21 protein-coding genes are annotated in these 21,931 nt (G+C 74.7%); 6 read left to right on the top strand and 15 right to left on the bottom strand.

What is annotated here, in order from left to right:
• Positions 1-29 precede the first annotated feature (29 nt).
• Entirely contained in the window at positions 30-518 is a 489-nt protein-coding gene (locus ACA361_RS25255; RefSeq protein WP_375015685.1) for a MarR family winged helix-turn-helix transcriptional regulator, read from the bottom strand.
• Between the two features lie 241 nt (positions 519-759).
• Here ACA361_RS25255 and trpS point away from each other — a divergent pair, with 241 nt between their 5' ends.
• On the top strand, positions 760-1,740 hold the full coding sequence (trpS, locus tag ACA361_RS25250; RefSeq protein ID WP_375015683.1) for a tryptophan--tRNA ligase: 981 nt from the start codon (positions 760-762) through the stop codon (positions 1,738-1,740).
• Between the two features lie 9 nt (positions 1,741-1,749).
• Here trpS and ACA361_RS25245 read toward each other — a convergent pair whose 3' ends face one another.
• From ACA361_RS25245 to ACA361_RS25230, 4 genes are all read right to left on the bottom strand, one after another.
• Positions 1,750-2,352 (bottom strand): TetR/AcrR family transcriptional regulator, encoded by a 603-nt coding sequence (locus ACA361_RS25245; protein WP_375015681.1) that lies wholly within the window; start codon positions 2,350-2,352, stop codon positions 1,750-1,752.
• Complete coding sequence (locus tag ACA361_RS25240) at positions 2,352-3,311, bottom strand: saccharopine dehydrogenase NADP-binding domain-containing protein (RefSeq protein WP_375015679.1); 960 nt, start codon at positions 3,309-3,311, stop codon at positions 2,352-2,354. Before ACA361_RS25240 ends, ACA361_RS25245 begins: the two co-directional genes overlap by 1 nt.
• Entirely contained in the window at positions 3,287-4,108 is an 822-nt protein-coding gene (locus tag ACA361_RS25235; protein ID WP_375015677.1) for a class I SAM-dependent methyltransferase, read from the bottom strand. The genes ACA361_RS25240 and ACA361_RS25235 overlap by 25 nt, the downstream gene beginning before the upstream one ends.
• A 130-nt stretch (positions 4,109-4,238) precedes the next feature.
• Positions 4,239-4,580 (bottom strand): hypothetical protein, encoded by a 342-nt coding sequence (locus ACA361_RS25230; RefSeq protein ID WP_375015676.1) that lies wholly within the window; start codon positions 4,578-4,580, stop codon positions 4,239-4,241.
• 273 nt (positions 4,581-4,853) lie between these two features.
• Here ACA361_RS25230 and ACA361_RS25225 point away from each other — a divergent pair, with 273 nt between their 5' ends.
• Entirely contained in the window at positions 4,854-5,951 is a 1,098-nt protein-coding gene (locus ACA361_RS25225) for a winged helix DNA-binding domain-containing protein (protein WP_375015674.1), read from the top strand.
• Here the strand turns inward: ACA361_RS25225 and ACA361_RS25220 are convergent.
• Entirely contained in the window at positions 5,946-6,437 is a 492-nt protein-coding gene (locus tag ACA361_RS25220; protein ID WP_375015672.1) for a MarR family winged helix-turn-helix transcriptional regulator, read from the bottom strand. The two genes, ACA361_RS25225 and ACA361_RS25220, sit on opposite strands and share 6 nt — an antisense overlap.
• A gap of 72 nt (positions 6,438-6,509) precedes the next feature.
• Between ACA361_RS25220 and ACA361_RS25215 the strand changes: the two genes are divergently transcribed.
• Positions 6,510-7,265 (top strand): dioxygenase, encoded by a 756-nt coding sequence (locus tag ACA361_RS25215; RefSeq protein ID WP_375015670.1) that lies wholly within the window; start codon positions 6,510-6,512, stop codon positions 7,263-7,265.
• A 3-nt stretch (positions 7,266-7,268) separates the two neighbouring features.
• Here the strand turns inward: ACA361_RS25215 and ACA361_RS25210 are convergent, their stop codons facing one another.
• From ACA361_RS25210 to ACA361_RS25200, 3 genes are all read right to left on the bottom strand, one after another.
• Positions 7,269-8,102 (bottom strand): NAD-dependent epimerase/dehydratase family protein, encoded by an 834-nt coding sequence (locus tag ACA361_RS25210; RefSeq protein ID WP_375015668.1) that lies wholly within the window; start codon positions 8,100-8,102, stop codon positions 7,269-7,271.
• A gap of 129 nt (positions 8,103-8,231) precedes the next feature.
• Complete coding sequence (locus tag ACA361_RS25205) at positions 8,232-9,731, bottom strand: sensor histidine kinase (protein WP_375015666.1); 1,500 nt, start codon at positions 9,729-9,731, stop codon at positions 8,232-8,234.
• Positions 9,732-10,412 (bottom strand): response regulator transcription factor, encoded by a 681-nt coding sequence (locus ACA361_RS25200; protein WP_375015664.1) that lies wholly within the window; start codon positions 10,410-10,412, stop codon positions 9,732-9,734.
• A 129-nt stretch (positions 10,413-10,541) separates the two neighbouring features.
• On the opposite strand from ACA361_RS25200, the gene ACA361_RS25195 reads away from it, so the two are divergent.
• Both ACA361_RS25195 and ACA361_RS25190 read left to right on the top strand, forming a co-directional pair.
• Complete coding sequence (locus ACA361_RS25195; protein WP_375015662.1) at positions 10,542-11,165, top strand: PepSY domain-containing protein; 624 nt, start codon at positions 10,542-10,544, stop codon at positions 11,163-11,165.
• A gap of 18 nt (positions 11,166-11,183) precedes the next feature.
• Positions 11,184-11,696 (top strand): O-acetyl-ADP-ribose deacetylase, encoded by a 513-nt coding sequence (locus ACA361_RS25190; RefSeq protein ID WP_375015660.1) that lies wholly within the window; start codon positions 11,184-11,186, stop codon positions 11,694-11,696.
• 31 nt (positions 11,697-11,727) lie between these two features.
• Here ACA361_RS25190 and ACA361_RS25185 read toward each other — a convergent pair whose 3' ends face one another.
• From ACA361_RS25185 to ACA361_RS25165, 5 genes are all read right to left on the bottom strand, one after another.
• On the bottom strand, positions 11,728-12,192 hold the full coding sequence (locus ACA361_RS25185) for a universal stress protein (protein WP_375015659.1): 465 nt from the start codon (positions 12,190-12,192) through the stop codon (positions 11,728-11,730).
• Positions 12,193-12,264: 72 nt separating this feature from the next.
• Positions 12,265-13,062, bottom strand: coding sequence for a TIGR03084 family metal-binding protein (locus ACA361_RS25180; RefSeq protein ID WP_375015657.1), 798 nt, complete (start codon positions 13,060-13,062; stop codon positions 12,265-12,267).
• Positions 13,063-13,081: 19 nt separating this feature from the next.
• A complete protein-coding gene (locus ACA361_RS25175) occupies positions 13,082-14,698 on the bottom strand; it encodes an AMP-binding protein (protein ID WP_375015655.1) in 1,617 nt (538 codons plus the stop codon).
• A 76-nt stretch (positions 14,699-14,774) separates the two neighbouring features.
• Positions 14,775-16,544 (bottom strand): serine/threonine-protein kinase, encoded by a 1,770-nt coding sequence (locus ACA361_RS25170; protein WP_375015654.1) that lies wholly within the window; start codon positions 16,542-16,544, stop codon positions 14,775-14,777.
• A gap of 84 nt (positions 16,545-16,628) precedes the next feature.
• Positions 16,629-18,386: an alkaline phosphatase D family protein gene (locus ACA361_RS25165; RefSeq protein ID WP_375015652.1), complete on the bottom strand. Its 1,758-nt coding sequence runs from the start codon at positions 18,384-18,386 to the stop codon at positions 16,629-16,631.
• Between the two features lie 140 nt (positions 18,387-18,526).
• Between ACA361_RS25165 and ACA361_RS25160 the strand changes: the two genes are divergently transcribed.
• Positions 18,527-19,351 carry a class I SAM-dependent methyltransferase gene (locus ACA361_RS25160; protein ID WP_375015650.1) on the top strand — a complete coding sequence of 275 codons (825 nt, stop codon included), beginning with the start codon at positions 18,527-18,529 and terminating at the stop codon, positions 19,349-19,351.
• Here the strand turns inward: ACA361_RS25160 and ACA361_RS25155 are convergent.
• Entirely contained in the window at positions 19,299-21,929 is a 2,631-nt protein-coding gene (locus ACA361_RS25155) for a PEP/pyruvate-binding domain-containing protein (protein ID WP_375015649.1), read from the bottom strand. The two genes, ACA361_RS25160 and ACA361_RS25155, sit on opposite strands and share 53 nt — an antisense overlap.
• Positions 21,930-21,931 lie beyond the last annotated feature (2 nt).

Below are 21,931 nucleotides of genomic sequence, written 5' to 3'. Positions count from 1 at the left end.
TGCAGACTATCTGTCGCGGATTTATTTGTTCAGCGGCTGCGCTGGCGGGCCCGCCGGACCGGGGTCGGGCACTCCACCGGCTCGGCCAGCAGCCCGCCGGCCAGCCGGTTCAGGGCGCGCACGAACACCGCCCGCTCGTCCTCGGGCAGCGCCCCCAGCACCTCCTCGTGCACCCGGTCGACGATCCGCGTGCTCCGCGCGGCGATCTCGGCACCGGACTCGGTCACCGCGATGATCCGCGCGCGGCGGTCCTTGCTGGACGGGCGGCGCTCGGCGTACCCGGCCGCCTCCAGCGCGTCCACGGTCACGACCATGGTCGTCTTGTCCATGCCGCCGATCTCGGCGAGCTGGATCTGGGTGCGCTCCTCCTCCAGGGCGTGCTCCAGCACGCAGTGCATGCGCGCGGTCAGCCCGATCTCGGCGAGCGCCGCGCTCATCCGGGTGCGGAGGACGTGGCTGGTGTGGTCGAGCAGGAAGGACAGGTCCGGCTCGGTGCGGGTGGGAGTGACGGTGGCCATGCCCCCAGCCTACAACTTTCGTCCGTTAACGGATTATCTATCGCTTTCCCTTCTTCGCGCTCTCCGCCGTTCGGTATCCTGACCGGCATGCAGCGACACGCGTACCTCGGCTGGTGGCCGTCCTAGGACGGCCACTCATCCCGCGTACCACCAGGGCCGTCCCTCCGGGCGGCCCTTCTCGTTGCACCGCGCAGAACGGCACCGCCTGGACGGGCGCCCTCCCCACCTTGAGGAGAGCACCTTGCCCAGCACGAAGACCAGCACGATCCTCACCGGCGACCGCCCCACCGGACCCCTGCACCTGGGGCACTACTTCGGCACCCTCGCCAACCGCGTCCGGCTCCAGCGCGAGGGCGGCGACCTGTTCGTCCTGGTCGCCGACTACCAGGTCCTCACCGACCGGGACGTCGCCGACCGCCTCCCCGAGCACGTCGAGGGACTCGTCGCCGACTACCTGTCCGTCGGCATCGACCCCGACCGCGCCACGATCTTCCGGCACTCCGCCGTGCCCGCGCTCAACCAGCTCATGCTGCCGTTCCTGTCCCTCGTCTCGGTCGGCGAGCTGCGCCGCAACCCCACGGTGAAGGACGAGATCAGCGTGTCCGGGCAGGCGACCGTCAGCGGGCTGATGTTCACCTACCCCGTCCACCAGGCGGCCGACATCCTCTTCTGCAAGGCCGACCTCGTCCCCGTCGGCCGCGACCAACTGCCGCACCAGGAGATCGCCCGGCTGGTCGCGCGCCGCTTCAACGAGCGGTACGGGCCCGTGTTCCCCGTACCGGACGCCCTGCTCTCGGACGCGCCGCTCCTCCTCGGCACCGACGGCCGGAAGATGAGCAAGAGCCGCGGCAACGCCATCGCCCTCTCGGCCGGCCCGGACGAGGTCGCCCGGCTGGTCAAGCGCGCGAAGACCGACGCCGAGCGGGAGATCACCTACGAGCCCGAGACCCGCCCCGAGGTGTCCAACCTGGTGCGGATCGCGGCCCTCTGCCAGGACCGCGACCCGCACGCGGTGGCCGCCGAGATCGGCTCCGGCGGCGCCGCCGCGCTCAAGAAGACCGTCGTCGACTCGGTGAACGAGTTCCTGCGCCCCATCCGCGCCCGCCGCGCCGGGCTCGACCGCGGCGAGCTGCGCCGCGTCCTGGACCGGGGCAACGAGCGCGCCAACGAGGTCGCCGGCCGCACGCTCGCGGAGGTCCGCGCCGCCATGGCCATGGGGTGAGGGCCGCGGCTAGGGGCTGAGGCCGTCCAGCAGGGTGGCGACCAGGCCGTCCACGTCGGGCTCCGGCGGCGACCCGCCGAACAGCAGCGCCAGCACGGCCTCGTGGCACACCCCGACGATCATCGAGGCGGCCGGCTCCACCCGCGCACCGGGCGCGATCCGGCCCAGCTCCCGTTCCGCCGCCAGGTAGCCGAGCAGGCGGTCGCGCCAGTCCTCGCCCGGCTCGCCGGCGTCCGCGAACCGGGCGAGGACCTCCGGCCGGCCGATCAGCCCCGCCATCGCCGGCAGGATCCCCTTGTGCATGGCCAGCCCGTACCGGATGTGGGTGCGCAGGTTCTCCGCCACCGTGCCGGCGCCCGGCTCCGGCAGCGCGACCAGGCCCCGCTCCACCGTCCGCACGTGCGCCTTGAGCGCGTGCGCGAGTAGTTCCTCCTTGTCGGCGAAGTGGTTGTACAGCACCCCGTCGGCGACCCCCGCCTCCCGCGCGATCGCGCGCACGGTCAGGCCCGCCGTGCCGCGCTCGGAGATCAGGCGCTCGGCGGTGGCGATCAGGTGCTCGCGCAGGCTGCGTTCCCCGCCGTCGCGCAGCACCGCGGCTCGTCTCGGTGACATCACCCCGCATCGTATTCGCCGAACGCGAACCCGTAGGAGGCCAGCTCGCGCAGGAACCGCGCCGGCTCCACCACCTCGTCGAGATGGTGGACGCCCGGCGGCATCCCGGCCAGCTCCCGTACCGCCAGCGCCGCCGCCAGCCCCGACGCCCGGCTCTGCCGCCTCCCCGCGAACGACGCCGCCCCCCGGTCCGAGGAGACCGTCACCGCGAAGCCCTCGCCTCCGGCATGGACCCTGCTCAGCACGGCCAGCACGAGCGCGCGGCCGCGCGGGTGCCGTACCAGGTGCGACACCGGCCCGGTGAGCAGCCCGGTCAGCGCCCGCGAGTCCAGGCACAGGCCCGTCCGCACCCGCTCGAAGCCGCCCGTGCGCGGCAGCGTGTGCTGGTCGGAGAACGGGAACCCGCGCACCGCCCGCCGGCCGTACGGCTCCGGGAAACGCATCGTCCACCCCGGGCCGACCTCGGCCAGCGCGTCCAGCGTCCACTCGACCGCCGCGACCCCGTGCCGCTCACCGGAACCGAGCAGCACCCCGATGTCGGCCCGGCTCCCGCCGCACAGCCGCGCCAGCAGGTTCGTCACGCCCGGGGCGAGGCCCACGCTCAGCACGCCCGTCGCGGCCCCGGCGTCCAGCGCCTCGATCTCGCGGACGACCCCGTACGACGCCGTCACGTCGACGTAGTGGACGCCGCGCTCGAAGCAGGCCCGCGCCACCCGCGCGTTCCCCTGGTCGACGCACATCACCACGGCGTCCGCGCCCGCCAGGGCCTCGTCCAGGTCGCCGCGCAGATCCACCCGCATCGGGACGGCGCCCGGCACGCCCCGCGCCTTTGCGAGATCCCGTCCGGCCACGACCACCTCGGGGACCCGCTCCCGCAGCGCCTCCGCGGCCTCCCGGCCGACGGCCCCGTACCCGCCGAGGACCACGACCCGCCTCAGCGCCGTGCGGTGACCAGCCACGCCGTCCCCCTCGCCCGTACGGCACCGTCCCGCTCCAGCGGCCGCAGCCCCTCGGCCAGCGCCTCGCGCGCCAGCGCCGCCTTCTCCGGCCCGGCCAGCCGCAGGTGGTACTCGACCGGCCCCCAGCCGCCGAGGAACCCGGCCGCGTCCGCGAGGTCGCGCCCCCAGACCTGCTCGGCCTCCACCCACGTGCACTCGACCCCGCGGAACCCGGCCGCGGTCAGCACCTCCTCGATCCGCTCCGGGTCGGAGAACGACGTGGGCCCGGTGCCCTCGGGCCCGGTCACCGGCGGCAGGACCTCGTCCATCTTCGCGAACACCGCCCCGAGATCCGTCCCGGCGAGCCGGGTCAGGCACGCGAAGCTCAGCCGCCCGCCGTCCGCGAGCGCCCGGTGGACGTTCGAGAACGCCGCCACCGGATCCTCGAAGAACATCACCCCGAACCGGCTGAGGGCCACGTCGAACTCGCCCTCCCGGAACGGATGCACCTGCACGTCCCCCTGCCGGAAGTCGACGTTCGCGACCCCCTCCGCCGCGGCCCGCTCCCGCGCCCGGCCCAGCATCGGCGCCGAGAGATCGACCCCCACCGCCTCCCGCCCGAGCCCCGCCGCGAGCCGCGTCAACTGCCCGTTCCCGCACCCGATGTCGAGCACCCGGTCCTTGGCGCCGATCCCCGCGCCATCGAGCACGAACCCGTTGAAGCCGCTGTTGACGGCGTCGTACCGCTCGAAGTGCTCGGCCCAGTGCCGCCCCTCGTACCCGTTCCAGGCATCCACCTGTCCCTGATTCACGCCCACGCCCATCTCCCTTCAACGTCATGAACACGTGTTCATGAACATATGTTCATACTGAGGCGTGCCGATGCGTCCGTCAAGTGCTCGTGAGGGTGAGGGGTGGACCGGGTTGCGGGCCCCGGTCCGTGACACGTCAGAGTTGGATGAGGTTGCAGCCGGGTACCCAGCCGACGACACCGGTCGCGAGGTTGCGGCCGTAGTGCCACCAGTCGGTGGAGTGGGTCTCGCACTGGTACTCGGCGTGCTGCTCGACGCGGTCGGTGCGCCACCCCTGGCCGGGATAGCCCCTTCCGGTCTGCGTGGAGCCGGCGCGCGGCTCGGCCCAGATGATGACGCCGGCGTAGGCGAAGTCGTGCCCGCCCTGGCCGGGCGGCGGGCCCGCCGCGGCCTGCGCGGCGGTGGCGGTGGCGCCGGCCGTCAGTGCGGTCGCCATTGCGACGGCGGCGAGGCAGCGGAGGTGGGATGAGCGTCGCATGATCGTCCTTTCGTGGCCTCCCCAGTGGCGGCGCCGCCGGGAATAGTTACAGTGTGGAGCCGGTTCCATGCTCTGCGTAACCGTCTGGAGGTGGAGGTTCCGTACTCCGGACGGAGGAGGGCCTGCTCGTGCGCCGGGCCCAGGACCGCGGCGGCCAGGCCGCGGCCGGCGAACAGGCCGAAGTCCACGGCGCTCATGTCCGGCATGGTCCGTTTCTCCTGGCGTGCGGGAAAGGCGATGATGGGACGGTGATCAACGTGCGGCGGAGTCGCCATGACGGCTGAGGTCCTCGGAAAGAGGGCGCTCAACCGCGCCCTTCTCGAACGGCAGCTGCTGCTGAGGCGGCACGCGATGCCCGCCCTGGACGCGATCGAGCATCTGGTGGGCATGCAGGCGCAGGCGCCGAACCCGCCGTACGTGGGGCTGTGGAGCCGGCTGGAGGGCTTCGGGTTCGAGGAGCTGGCGGACCTGGTGCGAGAGCGGCGCGCGCTGCGGATGGTGCTGATGCGCGGCACGCTCCACCTGGTCAGCGCGCGCGACGCGGTGGCGATCCGCCCGCTGACGCAGCCGGTCCTCGACCGGTACGTGGCGGGCCCGCAGGGCGCGGGGCCGGCCGGGGTCGACCTGGCGGCCGTCCGGGACGTGGCGCGGGCGTTCTTCGAGGAGGAGCCGCGCACGGACAAGGAACTGCGCGCCCACCTGGCCGGGAGGTGGCCGGACGGGGACGCCGCGCTGCTGGCCTGGGCGGTGCGCGCCGGGTTGCCGCTGGTGCAGGTGCCGCCGCGCGGCGTCTGGGGCCGGAGCGGCGTCGCCCGGCACACGACGCTGCGGACGTGGCTGGGCCGGGACCTGGACGCCGCGCCGTCGATCGAGGACCTGGTACGCCGGTACCTGGCGGCGTTCGGGCCGGCGACCGTCCAGGACGTGCAGCACTGGTCGGGCCTGACGCGCCTCGGCGAGGTCGTCGAGCGGCTCGGCGGCGGGCTCGCCGCGTTCGCCGACGAGAACGGCCGGACGCTGTACGACCTGCCGGACGCCCCGCGCCCCGACCCGGAGACGCCGGCGCCCGTCCGGTACGTCCCGGAGTTCGACAACCTGACGCTGTCGCACGCCGACCGGGCGCGCATTGTGACCGAGGAGGACCGCAAGCGGATCTTCACGGTGAACGGGATCATCCGCGCGACCGTCCTCGTCGATGGCTTCGTGCGGGGCATGTGGAAGATGGAGCACAGGCGCGAGGCGGCGACGCTCGGCGTGGACCTGTTCGCGCCGGTGACCGGGGCGGAGCGCGCCGCCCTGGCGGAGGAGGGCGAGCGGCTGCTGGCGGCGGCCTATCCGGAGGCGTCCCGGGAGGTCGTCATCCGGTCATGAGGACGGCCCGAAGATGTCGGGCCCGCGGCCGTCGGGGTCGAGGTTGCCGAGCAGGGTGCGGAGCGTCTCGCGGAGCCGGAGCGCCTGCTCGCGGGTGAGCGGGTCGAACAGGTGGCGGCGGACCTCCTCGACGTGCCCGGGGGCGGCCTCGGCCAGCACGTCGAAGCCCTTGTCGGTCAGCTCCGCGATCGTGGTGCGGCGGTCGTCCGGCGGCTTGGTCCGCCGTACCCAGCCGGACTCCTCCAGCCGGGCGACGGCGTGCGAGAGGCGGCTGGGGGAGGAGCGGACCTCGGCGGCCAGCGCGGTCATCGTCATCGCGCGGCCCGGCGCCTCCGACAGCATGGCCAGGATCATGTAGTACGTGTGCGGCATGCCCGAATCGCGCTGGAGCTGGCGGTCCAGCGCCTCGTTCAGCAGCCGGGAGGTCCACAGGAACGCGCGCCAGGTCTGCTGCTCGTCCTCGTCCAGCCAGCGGGGCTCGCTCATGGAGACAGTCTAGTCAATATTTGAACACTCAAGTATGATTGGCAGTTGAGAGTTCAACTATTGGAGGCCCCGATGAGCCGCATGCCCGTGCTCTACCTCAGCCACGGCGCCCCGCCGCTGGCCGACGACCCCGAGTGGACCGCGGAGCTGGCGCGCTGGTCGGCGGAACTCCCCAGGCCGGAGGCCGTCCTCATGGTGTCGGCGCACTGGGAGGAGGCGCCGGTCAGCATCGGCGCGACCCGTACCGTGCCGCTCGTCTACGACTTCTGGGGTTTCGAACAGCGCTACTACGACGTCCGGTACGAGGCCCCCGGCGCGCCCGGACTGGCCGCCGACCTGCGCGGGCTCGTCCCGGGACTGCACCAGGACGAGGAGCGCGGGCTCGACCACGGCGCGTACGTCCCGCTCGTGGAGATGTACCCGGACGCCGACGTCCCCGTCCTGCAGCTGTCGATGCCCACCCTGGACCCCGCGCGGCTGTACGAGCTGGGACGCCGCCTCGCCCCGCTCCGCGACCAGGGCGTGCTCGTCGTCGGCAGCGGCTTCACCACCCACAACCTGCGCGAGATGCGGCCGGGCCCCGGCGCCCCGCCGCCGGCCTGGTCGGCGGAGTTCGACGACTGGACCGACCGCGCCGTCCGCTCCGGGGACACCGACGCGCTGCTCGACTTCCGCGCCAAGGCGCCCGCCGCGCGCATCGCGCACCCGCGCACCGAGCACTTCGCGCCGCTGTTCGTGGCGCTCGGCGCCGCCGGCGAGGGCGAGCGCCGCTCGGTCATCGACGGCTACTGGTACGGCCTGTCGAAGCGGTCCTTCCAGTTCTCCTGAGTCTCAGTCCATGTCGGCGAAGCCGGTCCGCCACGACGGGACCGTCGGCTTCCAGCCGAGGCTGAGGGCCTTGGCGTTGGATACCGGGCGGCCGGTCGCGGCGGCGTGCCGCGCCGTGCCCGGAAGGGGCGCGCCCAGCGCCGCGCTGTAGACCGGCAGCCAGTCGGCGGTGGTCGCGGGCTCGTCGTCGACGATGTTGACCGCGCCGGCCGGCCACTCCAGCGCCGCCAGCGCCGCGGCCGCCGCGTCGTCGGCGTGCACGAACGACGTCCACGCGGGCGAGGGCCGCAGGTTGCCGGCGCGCACCCGCTGCGCGATCGCGCCGTCCGGGGCGTACCAGGTGCCGGGGCCGTAGAGCGCTCCATAGCGCAGCACGACGCCGTGCGGCATCGTCGCGACCGCCTCCTCCAGCGCCAGCACGCCCTTGGACGGCGGCAGCGCCGGGTCGAGCGGGTCGTTCTCCACCGCGGGGCGCTCGCCGGGCACGTACAGCCAGGCGATGCTCTGCGCGATCATCTGCTCGACGCCCGCCTCGCGGGCCGCCTTCACCAGGTTGCGGGTGCCGACGATCCGCAGGTGCGAATTGGCGTCGAAGTCCTCGTCGGCGAGGTCGGTCAGCTGGTGGATGATCGCGTCCGGGCGCTCGGCGAGTACCGCCTCGCGCACCGCCCCGGCGTCCAGGACGTCGAGGACGACGGGCGCGGCGCCCAGATCGGACAGCGACTCGGCGCGCTCCGGGCGGCGGGTGGTGCCGGCGACCTCGTGGCCCGCCTGGACGAGCATCGGGACCAGCCGGCGTCCCACGACACCGGTCGCGCCGGCGACGAGAATCTTCAAGGGGGGTACCTCCACGATATGCGCACCATTGTGGTCGTCCCGGTGGCAGCTTAGGCAGACTCCCGCCCCAGGTCACACCGGGACCAGTGTTCCGCCATCCACCCGTGGATTCCAATGGAGCACGGACGGTCACGTATTTTCGGTCCGCCGGGAATCCGTGGCCCCGCGGACGGGCAGCCGCACCTCGAACAGCGCTCCCCCTGCCGGGGCCTCACCCACCGCGAGCGTACCGCCTTGCGCCTTCACCAGGTCACGGGCGATGGCCAGGCCCAGTCCGGCGCCGCCCTCGTCGCGCGCGCGGGCGTCGTCGAGCCGGACGAAACGCTCGAAGATCCGCTCCCTTTCGGCGGCCGGTACCCCCGGCCCGTCGTCCGCGACCGTCAGGACCGCTTCACCCCCGCGCTCGCGGAGTGTGACGAGAACAACAGTGTCTGCATGCCGCCGCGCGTTGTCCAGAAGGTTGCCGAGCACGCGTTCGATCCGCCCGCGCGGTCCGGCGACAAGTGGTGATGCGTCCACATCTGTACGGAACGTGACCCTGCCGCCCCCGTCACCGCCCTTGCCCTCGCCGCCGCGTTCGCCGCCGGCCGCCGCCTCGCGCCGCGCCGTCTCGTCCCGGACCAGATCGGCCAGCTCGACCGGGGACGCCTCCGGCGGCCGGTCGCCCGCGTCCAGCCGGGCCAGCAGCAGCAGATCGGCGGCCAGGTGCTGGAGCCGGACCACGTCGTCCACGGCCCCGTCCAGATCCAGCAGCTCGGGATGCGCGGCGGCGACCTCCAGCTGCGTGCGCAGCGAGGCGATCGGGCTGCGCAGCTCGTGCGAGGCGTCCGCGACGAACCCGCGCTGCCGCGCCACCGACTCCTCCAGCGCCGCCAGCGTCGCGTTCGTCGTCGCCGCGAGCCCCGCCACCTCGTCCCGCGAGCCCGGCACCGGGACGCGGCGGGTCAGATCGCCGGACGAGGTGATCGCCGCCAGCTCCGCCCGGATCGCCTCCACCGGCCGCAGCGCCCGCCGCGTGACCAGCCACGTCACGCCCGCGACGACGACCAGCAGGACCGGCAGCCCGACCAGCATCGCCCGCACCACCGTGCCGACTGCCTGCCGGGTCGTGGCCAGGCTCGTCCCCGCGTACACGGCGAACGTCTCGCCGTCCGGCGTGGACGCCCGCACGACCGCGAACCGGTAGTCGCCGCGCCCGCCCTCGACCGTCGCCGTGCCCGTCACGAACTCCGCGTCCGTGGACACCTGCCCGCTCGGCGGCGGCCCGCCGTCGTCATCGTCGTCGTCCTCGCCGTCCTCGCTCTCCCCGGCCGGGGCCGCGCCCCGCGGGGCCGGCCGCACGGTGAAGCCGCCGACCGAGCGCAGGTCGTCGTCGGCCGCCCGGACCCGGCCCGCCGCGTCCACGACCTGCACCGGGTGCTCGTCGGCGTCCGGCAGGTCCAGCCGCGCGGGCGCGGTGCCGCCCGCGATCTGCGCGGCGATCTCGCGCGCCGTCACCTCGGCCTGGAGGTCGGTCCGCCCGGCCAGATCGGAGCGCAGCAGCAGCACCACGGCCAGCCCGATCGCGACGAGCGCGCCCGCGACGACCGCCGTCGCGCCGAGGGTCGTCCTGGCCCGTACGGAGCGCACTCAGCCCCCTCCCGCGTCCAGCCGGTAGCCGGCGCCCCGCACCGTCTGGATGGAGCGCCGCCCGAACGGGGCGTCCAGCTTGCGGCGCAGCGCGCTCACGTACACCTCGACGATGTTGGGGTCGCCGTCGTACGCGAAGTCCCAGACGTGCTCCATGATCTGCGTCTTGGACACCACCTGCCCCGCGTTGACCGCCAGATGCTCCAGCACCGCGAACTCCTTGGCGGTCAGCTCGACCTCCACGTCGCCGCGCAGCGCCCGCCGGGACGCCGGATCGACGGTCAGGTCGCCCACCGTGATCGCCGGTGCGCCGCCGGCCCGCTCGCGCCGGCGCAGCAGCGCCCGGACCCTGGCCAGCAGCACGACGTACGAGAACGGCTTGGTCAGGTAGTCGTCGGCGCCGGTGTCGAGGCCCTCGGCCTCGTCGTACTCGCCGTCCTTGGCGGTCAGCATCAGGATCGGCGTCTCCACCCCGGCCGCGCGCAGCTCGGCGCACACCCGGTACCCGTTCATCCCGGGCAGCATGATGTCCAGCACGACGAGGTCGAACGGGTGGTCCAGCGCGCGCCGCAGCCCGGTGAGGCCGTCGTGCGCGACCTCGACCGCGAACCCCTCGGCGGCCAGGCCGCCGGCCAGCGACGTGGCCAGGCGTCTCTCGTCCTCGACGATCAGCAGGCGCATGCGCCCAGCCTGCCAAACCGCACCTGAAGAAGGCTTCAGGTGGCTTCAGGTTCGCCTCAGGATCGTCCGGCACCGTGGTGTCCGTCGGCGGGAGGGACCGAGACGCCCGCCGTACCACGGGAGGAAACGATGAAGAAGATCCTTGTCACCGTCGCCGCCGCGAGCGTCCTGGCCGCCGGGGGCGCCGCGACCGCCCTGGCCGCCGAGGACGACGGCGAGCGCGGCGACCGCCGCGTCACCGACGTCAAGATCACCGCCGAGCAGGCGGCCGCGGCCGCGCTCAAGGCCGTCCCCGGCGGCCGGATCGAGTCGATCGAGCTGGACGACGACGACGCCGGCAAGCGGACCTGGGACGTCGACGTCCTCTCCGGCAACACCTTCCGCGACGAGGTCGTTGACGCCAACACCGGCACCGTGGCGACCAACCGGCAGGACGACGACCGCGACGACCGGGACGGCTCCGACGACCGGGACGACGCCCGCCGCCTGAACGCCGCCAAGATCGACGCCGTCCAGGCCGCCCGCACCGCCCTCCGGACCGCCAAGGGCACCGTCACCTCGGTCGACCTGGACGACGACGGCAGGTCCTGGGAGGTCGAGCTGACCGGCGCCGACGGCACCGAGCGCGACCTCAGGATCGACACCGCCACCGGCAAGGTCACCGCCAACACGGCCGACGCCGACGACGACAACGACGACCAGAGCGACGACGCCGACGACGACGACCGGGACGGCGAGGGCGACGACGACTGAGGCCCTAGGCTCGGTGCCATGCGCATCACCCTCGTTCAGGGCGACATCACCCGGCAGAGCGTCGACGCGGTGGTGAACGCCGCCAACTCCTCCCTCCTCGGCGGGGGAGGGGTCGACGGCGCGATCCACCGGGCGGGCGGGCCGGAGATCCTGGACGAGTGCCGCAAACTGCGCGCGTCCCACTACGGCGGCGGGCTGCCGACCGGTCAGGCGGTGGCGACGACGGCGGGGCGGCTGCCGGCGCGGTGGGTGATCCACACGGTCGGGCCGGTCTACTCGGCGTCCGAGGACCGGTCCGGCAAGCTGGCGTCCTGCTACCGGGAGGCGCTGCGGGTCGCCGACGAGCTGGGGGCGGCGTCGGTGGCGTTCCCCGCGGTGTCGGCCGGCGTCTACGGGTGGCCGGTGGACGACGCGGCGCGGATCGCGGTCGGGACGGTACGCGCCACCCCCACGAAGGTGGCCGAGGCGCGCTTCGTGCTGTTCGGCGAGGACGTGTACGCGGCGTTCGAGCGGGCCGCGGCGGCGGCCTGACCCCGTGCGGCCGGCCTGCTCGGCCGGTCCGCTAACCCGTCCGGTCCGCCGGCGGGACGATCAGCGTGGGCCGCCCCGCGTGGTGCAGGACGCGGTCGGACACGCTGCCGAGCAGCACCGACTTCACCCGGGACAGCCCGCGCGAGCCGACGACGATCAGGGCCGCGTCCAGCTCGGCGGCATGGTCCACGATCGTGGACCAGACGGGCCCGGTGCCGCGGCCGGCGACGGGGCGCGCGCCGGGCAGGCCGGCGGCGGCCGCGAGTTCGGCGCCCTCCTGGGCGACGCGCTCGGCCTGCCGCTCCTCCTCCCACTGCTCGTCGTGCTGCTGGACGGGGACGGGTCCGCCGGCGGCGAGCGGCGCCCAGGCCAGCTGGCTGAGGAGCGGCTCCCAGACCGTGAGGACGACGGTGGGCTCGGGCCGCAGCCGCGCGCCGGTGTAGGCGATGGCGGCCCGGGCGTCGTCGGACCCGTCGAACGCGATGAGGTAGGTCATGCCCCTGGCATGTCCGGGATCATCCGGTTCGAACGCCCGCCCCGGCAAACAGTGGTCAACCTCTCGCCGCCGTCACCCGGCGGGGGCGCGGCCGGGGCCGGAGGGACCGGCGAACGCCTGGGCGACGTCCAGCCAGCGGTCGGCGTCCGGGCCGTCCGCGACGACGGCCAGGTCGGCGCGGTGGCGGCGCTGGGTGGCCAGGAGGCAGAAGTCCAGCGCGGGCCCGGTGACCGTCTGGTCCGCGTCCTCGGGCCCCCACGTCCACTCCTCGCCGGACGGGCCGGTGAGCGCCACCCGGAACTGGGCCGCGGGCGGCTCCAGGCCGCGGTTGCGGTACGCGAAGTCGCGGGCCCGCACGCCGATGTGCGCGACATGGCGGAGCCGCGCGGTCGGCTCCCGCGCGGCGCCGAGCGCGTCGGCGACGTCCTGGCCGTGGGCCCACGTCTCCATCAGGCGGGCGGTCGCCATCGACGCGGCGCTCATCGGCGGGCCGAACCACGGGAGGCGGGTGCCCGCGGGGACCGCCGCGAGCGCCTCCACCATCTCGCGGCGGCTCGTACGCCAGCGTTCCAGCAGGCCGGCGGGCGCCTCCCTGGCGCCCTCGGCCGCGCCCTCGTCGACCAGGCGGTCGCCCTTCTCCAGGGCGAGGGCGAGGACTCGGGCGAACGCGCCGGGGTCGGTGGCGGCCACGACGGCCTGCCGGTCGGTCCAGGCGAGGTGGGCGATCTGGTGCGCGACCGTCCAGCCCTCGGCGGGCGTCGGCACGGTCCAGTCGGCGAGCGGCGCGACCAGGGCGTCGAGCGCGTCGCCCTCGGCGGCCAGGTCGGCGAGCAGGGCGGCGAGGGTGGGCGGCTTGATGGCGTCCGGCATCCGGTCACTATCTCCCGTGTCAGGCGGCCGTGACCAGCGCGCGGGCGGCGGCGTAGTCGGCCTTGCCGTTGGGCAGCCGCAGCGAGCCGTCCGTGCGCACGAACGCCTTGGGGATCTTGTAGCGGGCCAGCCGCTCCGCGCACGCGGCGCGCAGATCCTCGTCGGAGGGCGCCGCGGCCGGGCCCAGCACCGCCACGATCTCGGTGCCCCAGCGCTCGCTGGGGCGGCCGAGGACCAGCGCGTCCGTCACCCCGGGGACGGCCCGCAGGACGGCCTCGACCTCCTCGGCGAACACCTTCTCGCCGCCGGTGTTGATGGTGGTCGACTCGCGGCCGTGCACCTCGACGGTGCCGTCCGCGAGCAGCTTCGCGCGGTCGCCGGGGACGACCATCCGCACGCCGTCCAGGGTGATGAACGTGGCGGTCGTCCGCTCGCGGTCGTTCAGGTAGCCGAGCGGGATGGAGCCGCCCTTGGCCAGCCAGCCCATCTCGTCCTCGCCGGGCTCCAGCCGGCGGGTGCGGTCCGCGCTGAGGACGGCCGAGTCGGGCTGCGGCACGAACGGGCCGGTGTCGTTCCCGCGCCGGGTGACCGAGAACCCCGACTCGGAGGAGCCGAGGACGTCCACGATGCCGCGCGCGTTCGGCATCCCGGCGAGCAGCCGGGCGGCGACGCCGGGGTCGATGGCCGCGGCCGAGTTGACCATCGAGCGCATCGCGGACAGGTCGTACGCGCCGCGCTCGACGGCGTCCGCGAGCGGGCGGGCGAACGCGTCCCCGACCAGCGGCATCCGGGTGGCGCGCTCGCGGGCGGCGGTGGCCAGCAGGTCGTCGGCGTCCAGCCCGTCGCCGCGGGCCGGGAGGATCACGCAGGCGCCGCCGAGCCAGCCGCCGAGCGCCGACCAGGTGCCCGCGCCGTGCATCATCGGCGGGCCGACCAGCACCCGCGCGTCCGACCGCACGGCCCGCGCGACCGCCGTCTCCAGATCGGTGATCGGCCGGTGCTCGCGGTCGCGGAGGCCGAGCGGGCCGAGCATCAGGTCGCCGATCCGCCACAGCACGCCCTTGGGCAGGCCGGTCGTGCCGCCGGTGTAGAGGATGTGCAGGTCGCCCGCGTCGGGGACGACGCCGTCCAGCGGTTCGGGGGAGGCGGCGGCCAGCGCCTTCTCGTAGTCGAGCGCGCCGGGCAGCAGGTCGTTGCCGGAGTCGTCGGCGACCTGGATGAGCAGCGGCGCCGGGTCGAGCCGTTCGGCGACGCGCCCGATCGTCCCGGCGAACGTCGCGTGGAAGAGGATCGCGCGCGGTCGGGCGTCCCCGAAGATCTGCGCCAGCTCGTCGTCCACGTACCGGTAGTTGACGTTGAACGGCGCCACCCGCGCCTTGTGCGCGCCCAGCAGCCCCTCCAGGTATTCAGGGCAGTTGTGCAGGTAGAGCGCCAGATGGTCGTGCGGGGACTCCCACGGCTCGGCCGCCGCGTCCCGGACGCCCAGGCCGTGCTCGTGCAGGACGCGGGCCAGCCGGCGGGTGCGGTCGGTGACGTCGCGCCAGGTGAGCCTGCGGTCGCGCCAGATGAGGCACTCGCGGTCCGGGACGGCCGCCGCGACGGCCTCGTGCAGGGTCGCCAGGTCGAGCTGGGGCATGCTCTCCTCCGGGTGTGGGGCACCTGGGGATCAAGGTAACCGAACGCTGACCGAATCCGGTTCAGTGGGGTCGCGGTCAGGCCACCCGCGCGCACAGGTTGCCGCCGCGGAAGTCCCACGTACGGGACCCGGACGGGCAGTCGCCGCCAGTGATCGCGGTGACCCGCATGATGTAGTCGAACTTCTTCGGCACGGTGCTCTTGCCGCACCCCCACGAGGTCATCAGGCCGTGGTTGTTGACCGAGATCCGCCCCTCGTTCTCGCTCTTCATGGCCAGGAAGCACTCGCCGACGCGCAGCCGCCGCTCCACGCACAGGTAGATCCGTTCACCGCGGATGTGGCTCCACCGCGACTCCGCGTCCAGCGGCTCGGGATCGCAGTCGCCCATCTCGTCCCCCACCCGCGTGACCCGCAGGTACGCGTCCGACCGGTCGCAGTCGACCGCGTTCGGCATGCTCCTGCTCCACTCGGTGGCGTCGTAGGGGTCCTTGTACGCGTCCAGGCAGTCGCCCGCCGAGATGTCCTCGAACGCCTCGCGCGTGGGGTCGGGCGTCGGCGTGCGCCGCGTGAGGCCGCCGCCCGAGTCACCGGCACCGTCCCGGTCGCCGATCCCGGACGTCCGGGACGAGGTCGTCCGGGGCGAGCCGGACCCGGACGAGTTCGCCTTCTCCCGCTCGTTGACGAACCAGACGCCGGCGATGAGCAGCAGGACGCCCACCACGACGGCCACGCCGGCGTTCGTGTCGGACTGCGACGGCTTGGCGGCGGGCGGCTTGGGAGCCGGAGCCTTGGGCGGCGGCGGCGGGGGCGGCGGCGCCTTCTTCGCCTTCGGCTTCGGTCTCGCCGCGCCCTGCGAACCGGAGGACTTCGGCTTGGAGGACGACTTCGGCTTGGACGGCTTGGGTTTCGGAGGCTTCTCCCGGGTGGCCTTCGCCGCGGCGGTGTACGCCTCCGTCTCCAGCACCCGGGTGGCGATCATCGTGTCCACGTCCGGCGGCAGCGGCGGCCCCTCGCCCCCGCCGCCGCCCTCGGCGAGCGCGGAGCAGCGGTCGAGGAACTCGTCCAGGCCGGGCCGCTCGCCCGGGTCCTTCGACAGGCCCGCCGCGATCAGTGGATGCAGCGACGCCGGTACGCCGGTCAGGTCCGGTTCCTCGTTGACGACGCGGTAGCCGAGCGCCTCGATCGGCCCCTCGCCGAACGGGCCGCGGCCGGTGACGGCGTAGGCCAGCACGGAGGCCAGGCAGAACACGTCGGCGGCCGGGCCGACCTCGCGGCCCCGGAACTGCTCGGGGGACATGAACCCGGGCGTTCCGGCCACGCTGGTCCGGGTGGTCTGCGAGGTGCCGTCCAGCGCGCGGGCGATGCCGAAGTCGATGATGCGCGGCCCGTCCCCGGCGAGCAGCACGTTGCCGGGCTTGAGGTCGCGGTGGACGACGCCGCTCCCGTGGATCGCCGCGAGTCCCTCGGCCAGGCCCGCGCCGAGCGCGGCGACCGACCGCTCGGGCAGCGCGCCGTGGGCGTCGACGGCCTGCTGGAGCGATGGCCCGGCGATGTACTCGGTCACCAGCCACGGCGGGTCGGCGGCGGTGTCGGCGTCCACGACCTGGGCGGTGTGGAAGCCGCCGACGCGGCGCGCCGCCGCGACCTCCTTCTCGAACCGCCCCGCGAACCGCGGGTCCTCGGCGAGATGCGGGTGGATGACCTTGACGGCGACCGGCCGGCCGCCCTTCGAGCGGCCGAGGTAGACCCGGCCCATCCCGCCGGCGCCGAGCCGCGCCAGCAGCCGGTACGCGCCGATCCTCGCGGGATCCCCCGCCCGGAGCGGCTTCAGTTCCTCAGTGGACACCCCGCACGCCCTCCCGCGCCCGCGCCGCACCCTTGATCAAAATCGAACCTTTTCACAGGGCGGGGCGGAAGGACAGTGAAGAATTCAACGCCCGGCGTTGTGCAGTCGCCGCGTCCCGCGGTCGACCGTGGACAGGCTCGGGCGGCCCTCGCCGAGCCGGAACGTGCGCAGCGTGAGGAGCTCCGGCGTCTCGGGCGTGCGGATCGACCGGACCGCCTTCATCGTCGCCGTGATCCCGGCCGGTGCGACGTCCATGACCACGTAGCCGTGCGCCGCCGAGTTGAAGTAGGCGAGGTGCGGGTTGCTGCCGCGCAGCGCCCACGTCAGCTCCGTCTCCGGCGGGACGATCAGCCCGCCCTGCCCGAGCGTCGCCATCTCGACGAAGTTGGACGAGGTCACCGAGCCGCCCAGCAGCGCCACTCCTACCGGGTCCTGGGACGGGTCGTCGAAGTCGGGCCGCAGGTAGCCGGCGCCGAACGAGTGCAGGTCGCCGGTGATCGTGACGAGGTTGGCGACGTCCCGGAACGCGGTCAGCAGCCGGGTCCGCTCGGCCGGGAAGCCGTCCCACTGGTCCAGGTTCATGAAGACGGAGAGGCGCCCGTCCGAGGCGGCCCGCTTCCGGGCGGCGTCCATCTGCGGGAACAGGCTCCCGAGGTAGATGTCCAGCAGCTTGAACTGCATCAGCATCACCTCGTTGCCCCACACCTTCCAGGTGGCGGTGGAGGAGGTGATCTGGTCGGTGAACCAGTCGCGCTGCCGCGCGCCCAGCATCGTCCGGGCCGGGCTCAGCCGCTCCGGGCAGCCGCCCGTGGCGTACTTGTCGAGCAGGCCGAGGCCGCACGGAGGCCGGCTGCGGTACGTGCGCTCGTCGGTCAGCACCAGGTCCATCAGGCCGCCGAAGTTCAGCGTCCGGTAGATGGTGAGGGCGCCGGTCGGGCCGCCGGACGGATCGAACCGGGCGCCCGCCGTCGAGTACTCCGACCAGGCGCGCACCGAGGCCAGCTTGCGGTCGGGCGCGTGGTTGGCGGCCTCGTCCTCGGAGTCGGTGTCGTACGCGCCGTACGAGTCGTTCGCGAACTCGTGGTCGTCCCAGATCTGGATCATCGCGAACCGCTCGTGCAGCCGCTGGAGGTCCGGATCGGTCCGGTACGTCTTGTAGAGCGCCCGGTACTGCTCCAGCGTCTCGGCGCGGGTCGCGCCGCCCGGCAGCGCGATCTCGCGGACCTGCGCGCCCTGGAAGCTGGAGTCGTGCGTCGTCTCGTAGATGTAGTCGCCGAGGTGGACGACGAAGTCGAGGTCCTCTTCCGCGAGGTGCCGCAGGGCCGTGTAGTGGCCGTTGGTGTAGTCCTGGCAGGAGATGTAGGCGAACCGCAGCCCGGGCAGCGCGGTGCCCGGGGCGGGCAGCGTGCGGAAGCGGCCGGTACGGCTGGCCGTGCCGCCGACGATGAAGCGGTAGTGGTACATCGTCCACGGCTTCAGCGCCCGCGCCGCGATCCGCACCTTCACCGTGTGGTCGCGCCCGGCCGCGGCGGTCGTCACGCCGCGCACCAGCGGGGTCCCGAACGACCCGTCGGCCGCGATCTCGTACGCGACGCGCCCGCCGGCCGCGCCCGCCGCGTCCGGCGCGACCCGCGTCCACAGCACGGCGCCGTCGGGGGACGGGTCGCCGGACGCGACGCTCTGCGGGAACACCTCGGCCGCCCGGCGCGCGCCGCGCAGCTCGAACAGCCGGGCCACCTCGCGCGGCGCCCCGGCCGAGGCCGGCACCGCCTCGCCGACCGACCATGTCGCGGCGGCGGCGAACGACAGGCCGAGGAACGAGCGGCGGGACACCTGCGGCACGGGGACCTCCGGGGGGAGAGGCGGGAGGGGCGGGGATCATGTCCGGCGCAACCCTGACGGTGAAGGACGATCAGCCGGTTAGCAACAGGTGTCCGCCCCTCGACGGTGACCGGAAGCGGCAACCACGGGAGAATCGCGGGGTGGTCCGTACGCAGAAGCCCCAGGGAGAGGTGACCCGGGGCACCACCGCCCCCAACCGGCTCCGGAGGGTCGACCGCTGGATCGCCGCGACGCAGGCGGGGCCGCTGCGTTCGCGGGCACGGCCGCTGGCGGTCGACCTCGGGTACGGGGCGTCGCCGGTGACGACGGTCGAGCTCTACACCCGGCTCCGCGCGGTCGCGCCGCGCCTGGAGGTCGTCGGGATCGAGATCGAGCCGGACCGCGTCGCCGCCGGGCAGGCGATCATGGCCGGGCACGAGGGGCTGTCGTTCCGGCGCGGCGGCTTCGAGCTGCCGGTCGACCGGCCGCCGGTGCTGGTGCGGGCGTTCAACGTGCTGCGCCAGTACGACGAGGCCGCCGCCTGGCGGGCCTGGGACGGCCTGTGCGGGCGGCTCGCCCCCGGTGGCGTCCTGGTCGAGGGCACCTGCGACGAGATCGGCCGCCGCGCCGTCTGGGTGGCGCTGCGCGACGGCGCCCCGCGGACGATCACGTTCGCGGCCCGGCTCGCGTCCCTCGGCAGGCCCTCCGACCTGGCCGAACGGCTGCCGAAGACGCTCATCCACCGCAACGTCCCCGGCGAGCGCGTGCACGCGCTGCTCGCCGACTTCGACCGCTGCTGGGCGACCGCGGCCCCGCAGTCGGTGTTCGGGCCGCGGGCGCGCTGGATCGAGGCGGTCGCGCTGCTGTCCCGCACCCACCCGGTGATCGCGCGGCCGCCGTACGGGGGGCGGCACCGCTGGCGGCTCGGCGAGGTCACCCTTCCGTGGTCAGCAGTGGCTCCCGCGAGCCCTCCTCCGCCGGGCTGAGCAGCTCCACCTCGCCGCGCCCGCCGTCCACCCGGATCCGGTCCCCGGTGCGCAGCCGGGTGGTGGCGTTCCCGCAGCCCACGACCGCCGGGAGGCCCAGCTCGCGGGCGGCGACCACGCCCGGCGACAGCGGCGCGCCGATGTCGGTGACCAGCGCGGCGGCGCGCGGGAACAGCGGCGTCCAGCCGACGCCCGCCGCGGGCGCCACCAGGATCTCGCCGGCGGCCAGCGTCCATGCCTGCTCGGGCCGCTCGACGACCCGTACCGTCCCCTCCACGATCCCGGCGGTCGCGCCGGTGCCGTGCAGCGGCTCCTCGGTCAGCCCGGCCAGCGGCTCCTCGGCGTCGTGGTAGTCCATCCGGCGGCCGCGGCCCCCGGCCCACGTCACCGGGTCGAACCGGCCGCGGATCACCGCCGGGTACGGCGCCAGCGCCCGGTAGCGCTCGTACGTGCGGCGCCGCGCCGGCACGTTCTCCAGCGGCCGGGCGTCGCCGTCCAGCAGCGCGAGGATCTCGTCGATCGTCAAGTGGTAGAGGTCGTCGCCGTGCCCGGTCAGCTCCCCGGCCCGCACCACGAACGCGCGCAGCGCCCAGAAGATCCGCATGACCTCCGAGCGCGCCGACTCCTGGTCGTGCACCGCCTGCGCCCACCGGCCGATCCGCCGCCGCGCCCACGCCATCCGGTGCGGGTGGTAGCGGCGGAACCGCTTCCAGGCCGCGCGGCTCACCTCGCGCTGCGCCGCCATCAGCTCGACCGCGTCCCAGCCCGAGCCCGGCGCGGGCAGCTGCTCCTCGATCCAGCCCGGGTCCTCGGCCGGGCGCGGCACCGCGATCTCGAACTCGTGCGGCCCGCGATGCCCCCACCGGCGCAGGTAGCCGTCCATGGACAGCTCGCCGCGGGCCACCCGCGACAGCCCCAGCACCGGCCCGAGCACCGCCAGTGCGGGCGCGCCCGGCCTGCTCAGCCCGGTCATCATCGCGTTCGCGTCGGGACCGCCCGCGAGCCGTTCCAGGTCGGCGCGGAGCGCGGCGGACGACGTCGCGCCCTCCCGCCCGGCCGCCTCCAGCAGATGGCAGGCGTCCAGGAAGAACGGCAGCAGGTCGTGGCCCCACAGGCGGAGCAGCCCGGCCGCGTCCGTCTCGTCCCCGATCCGCGCGCGCAGCGCCTCGCAGCGGGCCGGCGCCGCCGCGAGGAAGTCCGGCAGCCGGGCCCGGCCGCCGCGGGCCAGGCGGGACGCCCGCGCCGGCTCCGGCAGCAGCTTCCGGACGGTCCCGGCCGCGCCGAGCGAGGCCCGCGGGATCCGGACGCCCGCCGGAAGCCGCCCGTACTCCTCCTCGATCGCCTCGTCGCCCGCCCCCAGGGCCGCGATCCGGCTGAGATCGGTGTAGAGGAGGCCGCCGATGTTGCCGTACGCGCGGTGCCCCGGCAGCGCCGACGCCGCCCGCGACGCGCGCGCGAACAGCCGGACCAGCGACCAGGTGCACGGCGTCATCACGTCCGGGACGGCCTCGCCCGGGCCGCCCCGCGTCCACAGGTGGTCGACGTCGAGGGTGTCGTTCCAGACCTCCGTGCCGCCGCCCACGGCCTCGGAGAGGTCACCGGCGGCGCTCTCCTCGGCGGGGCACGCCTGGAGGACGTACGGGTGCCCCTCGTGCAGCGCCCACTCGACGTCCATCGGCATGCCGCACAGGGCCTCGATCCGCTCGCCCATCCGGCCCAGCTCCGCGGCCTGCCCGTCGTCCAGCACGGGCACCTCGCGCCACCGCCGCGGCACGTCCCGCTCGCGGACGCCGTGGTCGCGGGGATCGTCGGAGGCGACCGCCATGACCGGCTTGTCGGCCACCCGCCGTCCCACCACCCGGCCGGTGCCCTTCTCCACGACCATCGAGTCCGGCGTGACCCGGCCCGCCGCGACCGGCTCGCTCAGCCCCCATGTCGCGTTCACAAGGATCCGGCCCCTGCCGCCGCTGACCGGCGCGGCCGTCGACATCGTCCCGGCCGCGTCGGCGGGCACCATCGTCTGCACGACCACGCCCAGCGCCGCCTCGCCCTGGTCGACGCCGTTGCGGGCCCGGTACTCGATCGCCCGCGCGCTCCACAGCGACGCCCAGCAGCGCCGTACGGCCGCCAGCAGCGCCGCCTCCCCGCGCACGCCCAGCACCGCGTCGTGCCGCCCCGCGAACGGCGGGCCGGCCGTCCCCGGCGGCTCCCCGGCCACCGGCGAGGGCCGCACCGCCACCGGATGGTCGCGGTCGCCCAGCCCGGCGTACGACCAGCGCACCGGCCCGGCGATCTCCGTCGGGAGGTCCGCCCGCTCGAACAGCTCCGCGATCCGCCGCGCCGCCGCCTCCGCCGTCACCGGCAGGTCGGGATCGACCCGGGCCGCCATCGCGAGGATCGCGCCGCGCAGCCCGGCCCGTTCCACGAACTCGCGGTACGCCTCGGCCGTCACGTGGAAGCCCGCCGGGACCGGCAGCCCGGCCGCTCCCAGGCGCGCCAGCGCCGCGCCCTTGGCGCCCACCACCGGCGGCTCGGCCGCCGCGTCGTCGAGCGGCAGTACGAAGGTCCGCTGGGTCATCT

This window comes from Actinomadura sp. 21ATH (assembly GCF_041951345.1).
Classification (GTDB): Bacteria; Actinomycetota; Actinomycetes; order Streptosporangiales; family Streptosporangiaceae; genus Spirillospora.
This window is presented reverse-complemented; position numbering and strand designations above follow the sequence as displayed.

What these genes read in the sequence shown, in the direction of transcription:
- ACA361_RS25255 (WP_375015685.1), bottom strand. Translation starts at nt 518, where the DNA reads ATGGCCACCGTCACTCCCACCCGCACCGAGCCGGACCTGTCCTTCCTG.
- ACA361_RS25245 (WP_375015681.1), bottom strand. Translation starts at nt 2,352, where the DNA reads ATGTCACCGAGACGAGCCGCGGTGCTGCGCGACGGCGGGGAACGCAGC.
- ACA361_RS25230 (WP_375015676.1), bottom strand. Translation starts at nt 4,580, where the DNA reads ATGCGACGCTCATCCCACCTCCGCTGCCTCGCCGCCGTCGCAATGGCG.
- ACA361_RS25225 (WP_375015674.1), top strand. Translation starts at nt 4,854, where the DNA reads ATGACGGCTGAGGTCCTCGGAAAGAGGGCGCTCAACCGCGCCCTTCTC.
- ACA361_RS25220 (WP_375015672.1), bottom strand. Translation starts at nt 6,437, where the DNA reads ATGAGCGAGCCCCGCTGGCTGGACGAGGACGAGCAGCAGACCTGGCGC.
- ACA361_RS25215 (WP_375015670.1), top strand. Translation starts at nt 6,510, where the DNA reads ATGAGCCGCATGCCCGTGCTCTACCTCAGCCACGGCGCCCCGCCGCTG.
- ACA361_RS25200 (WP_375015664.1), bottom strand. Translation starts at nt 10,412, where the DNA reads ATGCGCCTGCTGATCGTCGAGGACGAGAGACGCCTGGCCACGTCGCTG.
- ACA361_RS25195 (WP_375015662.1), top strand. Translation starts at nt 10,542, where the DNA reads ATGAAGAAGATCCTTGTCACCGTCGCCGCCGCGAGCGTCCTGGCCGCC.
- ACA361_RS25190 (WP_375015660.1), top strand. Translation starts at nt 11,184, where the DNA reads ATGCGCATCACCCTCGTTCAGGGCGACATCACCCGGCAGAGCGTCGAC.
- ACA361_RS25185 (WP_375015659.1), bottom strand. Translation starts at nt 12,192, where the DNA reads ATGACCTACCTCATCGCGTTCGACGGGTCCGACGACGCCCGGGCCGCC.
- ACA361_RS25180 (WP_375015657.1), bottom strand. Translation starts at nt 13,062, where the DNA reads ATGCCGGACGCCATCAAGCCGCCCACCCTCGCCGCCCTGCTCGCCGAC.
- ACA361_RS25175 (WP_375015655.1), bottom strand. Translation starts at nt 14,698, where the DNA reads ATGCCCCAGCTCGACCTGGCGACCCTGCACGAGGCCGTCGCGGCGGCC.
- ACA361_RS25155 (WP_375015649.1), bottom strand. Translation starts at nt 21,929, where the DNA reads ATGACCCAGCGGACCTTCGTACTGCCGCTCGACGACGCGGCGGCCGAG.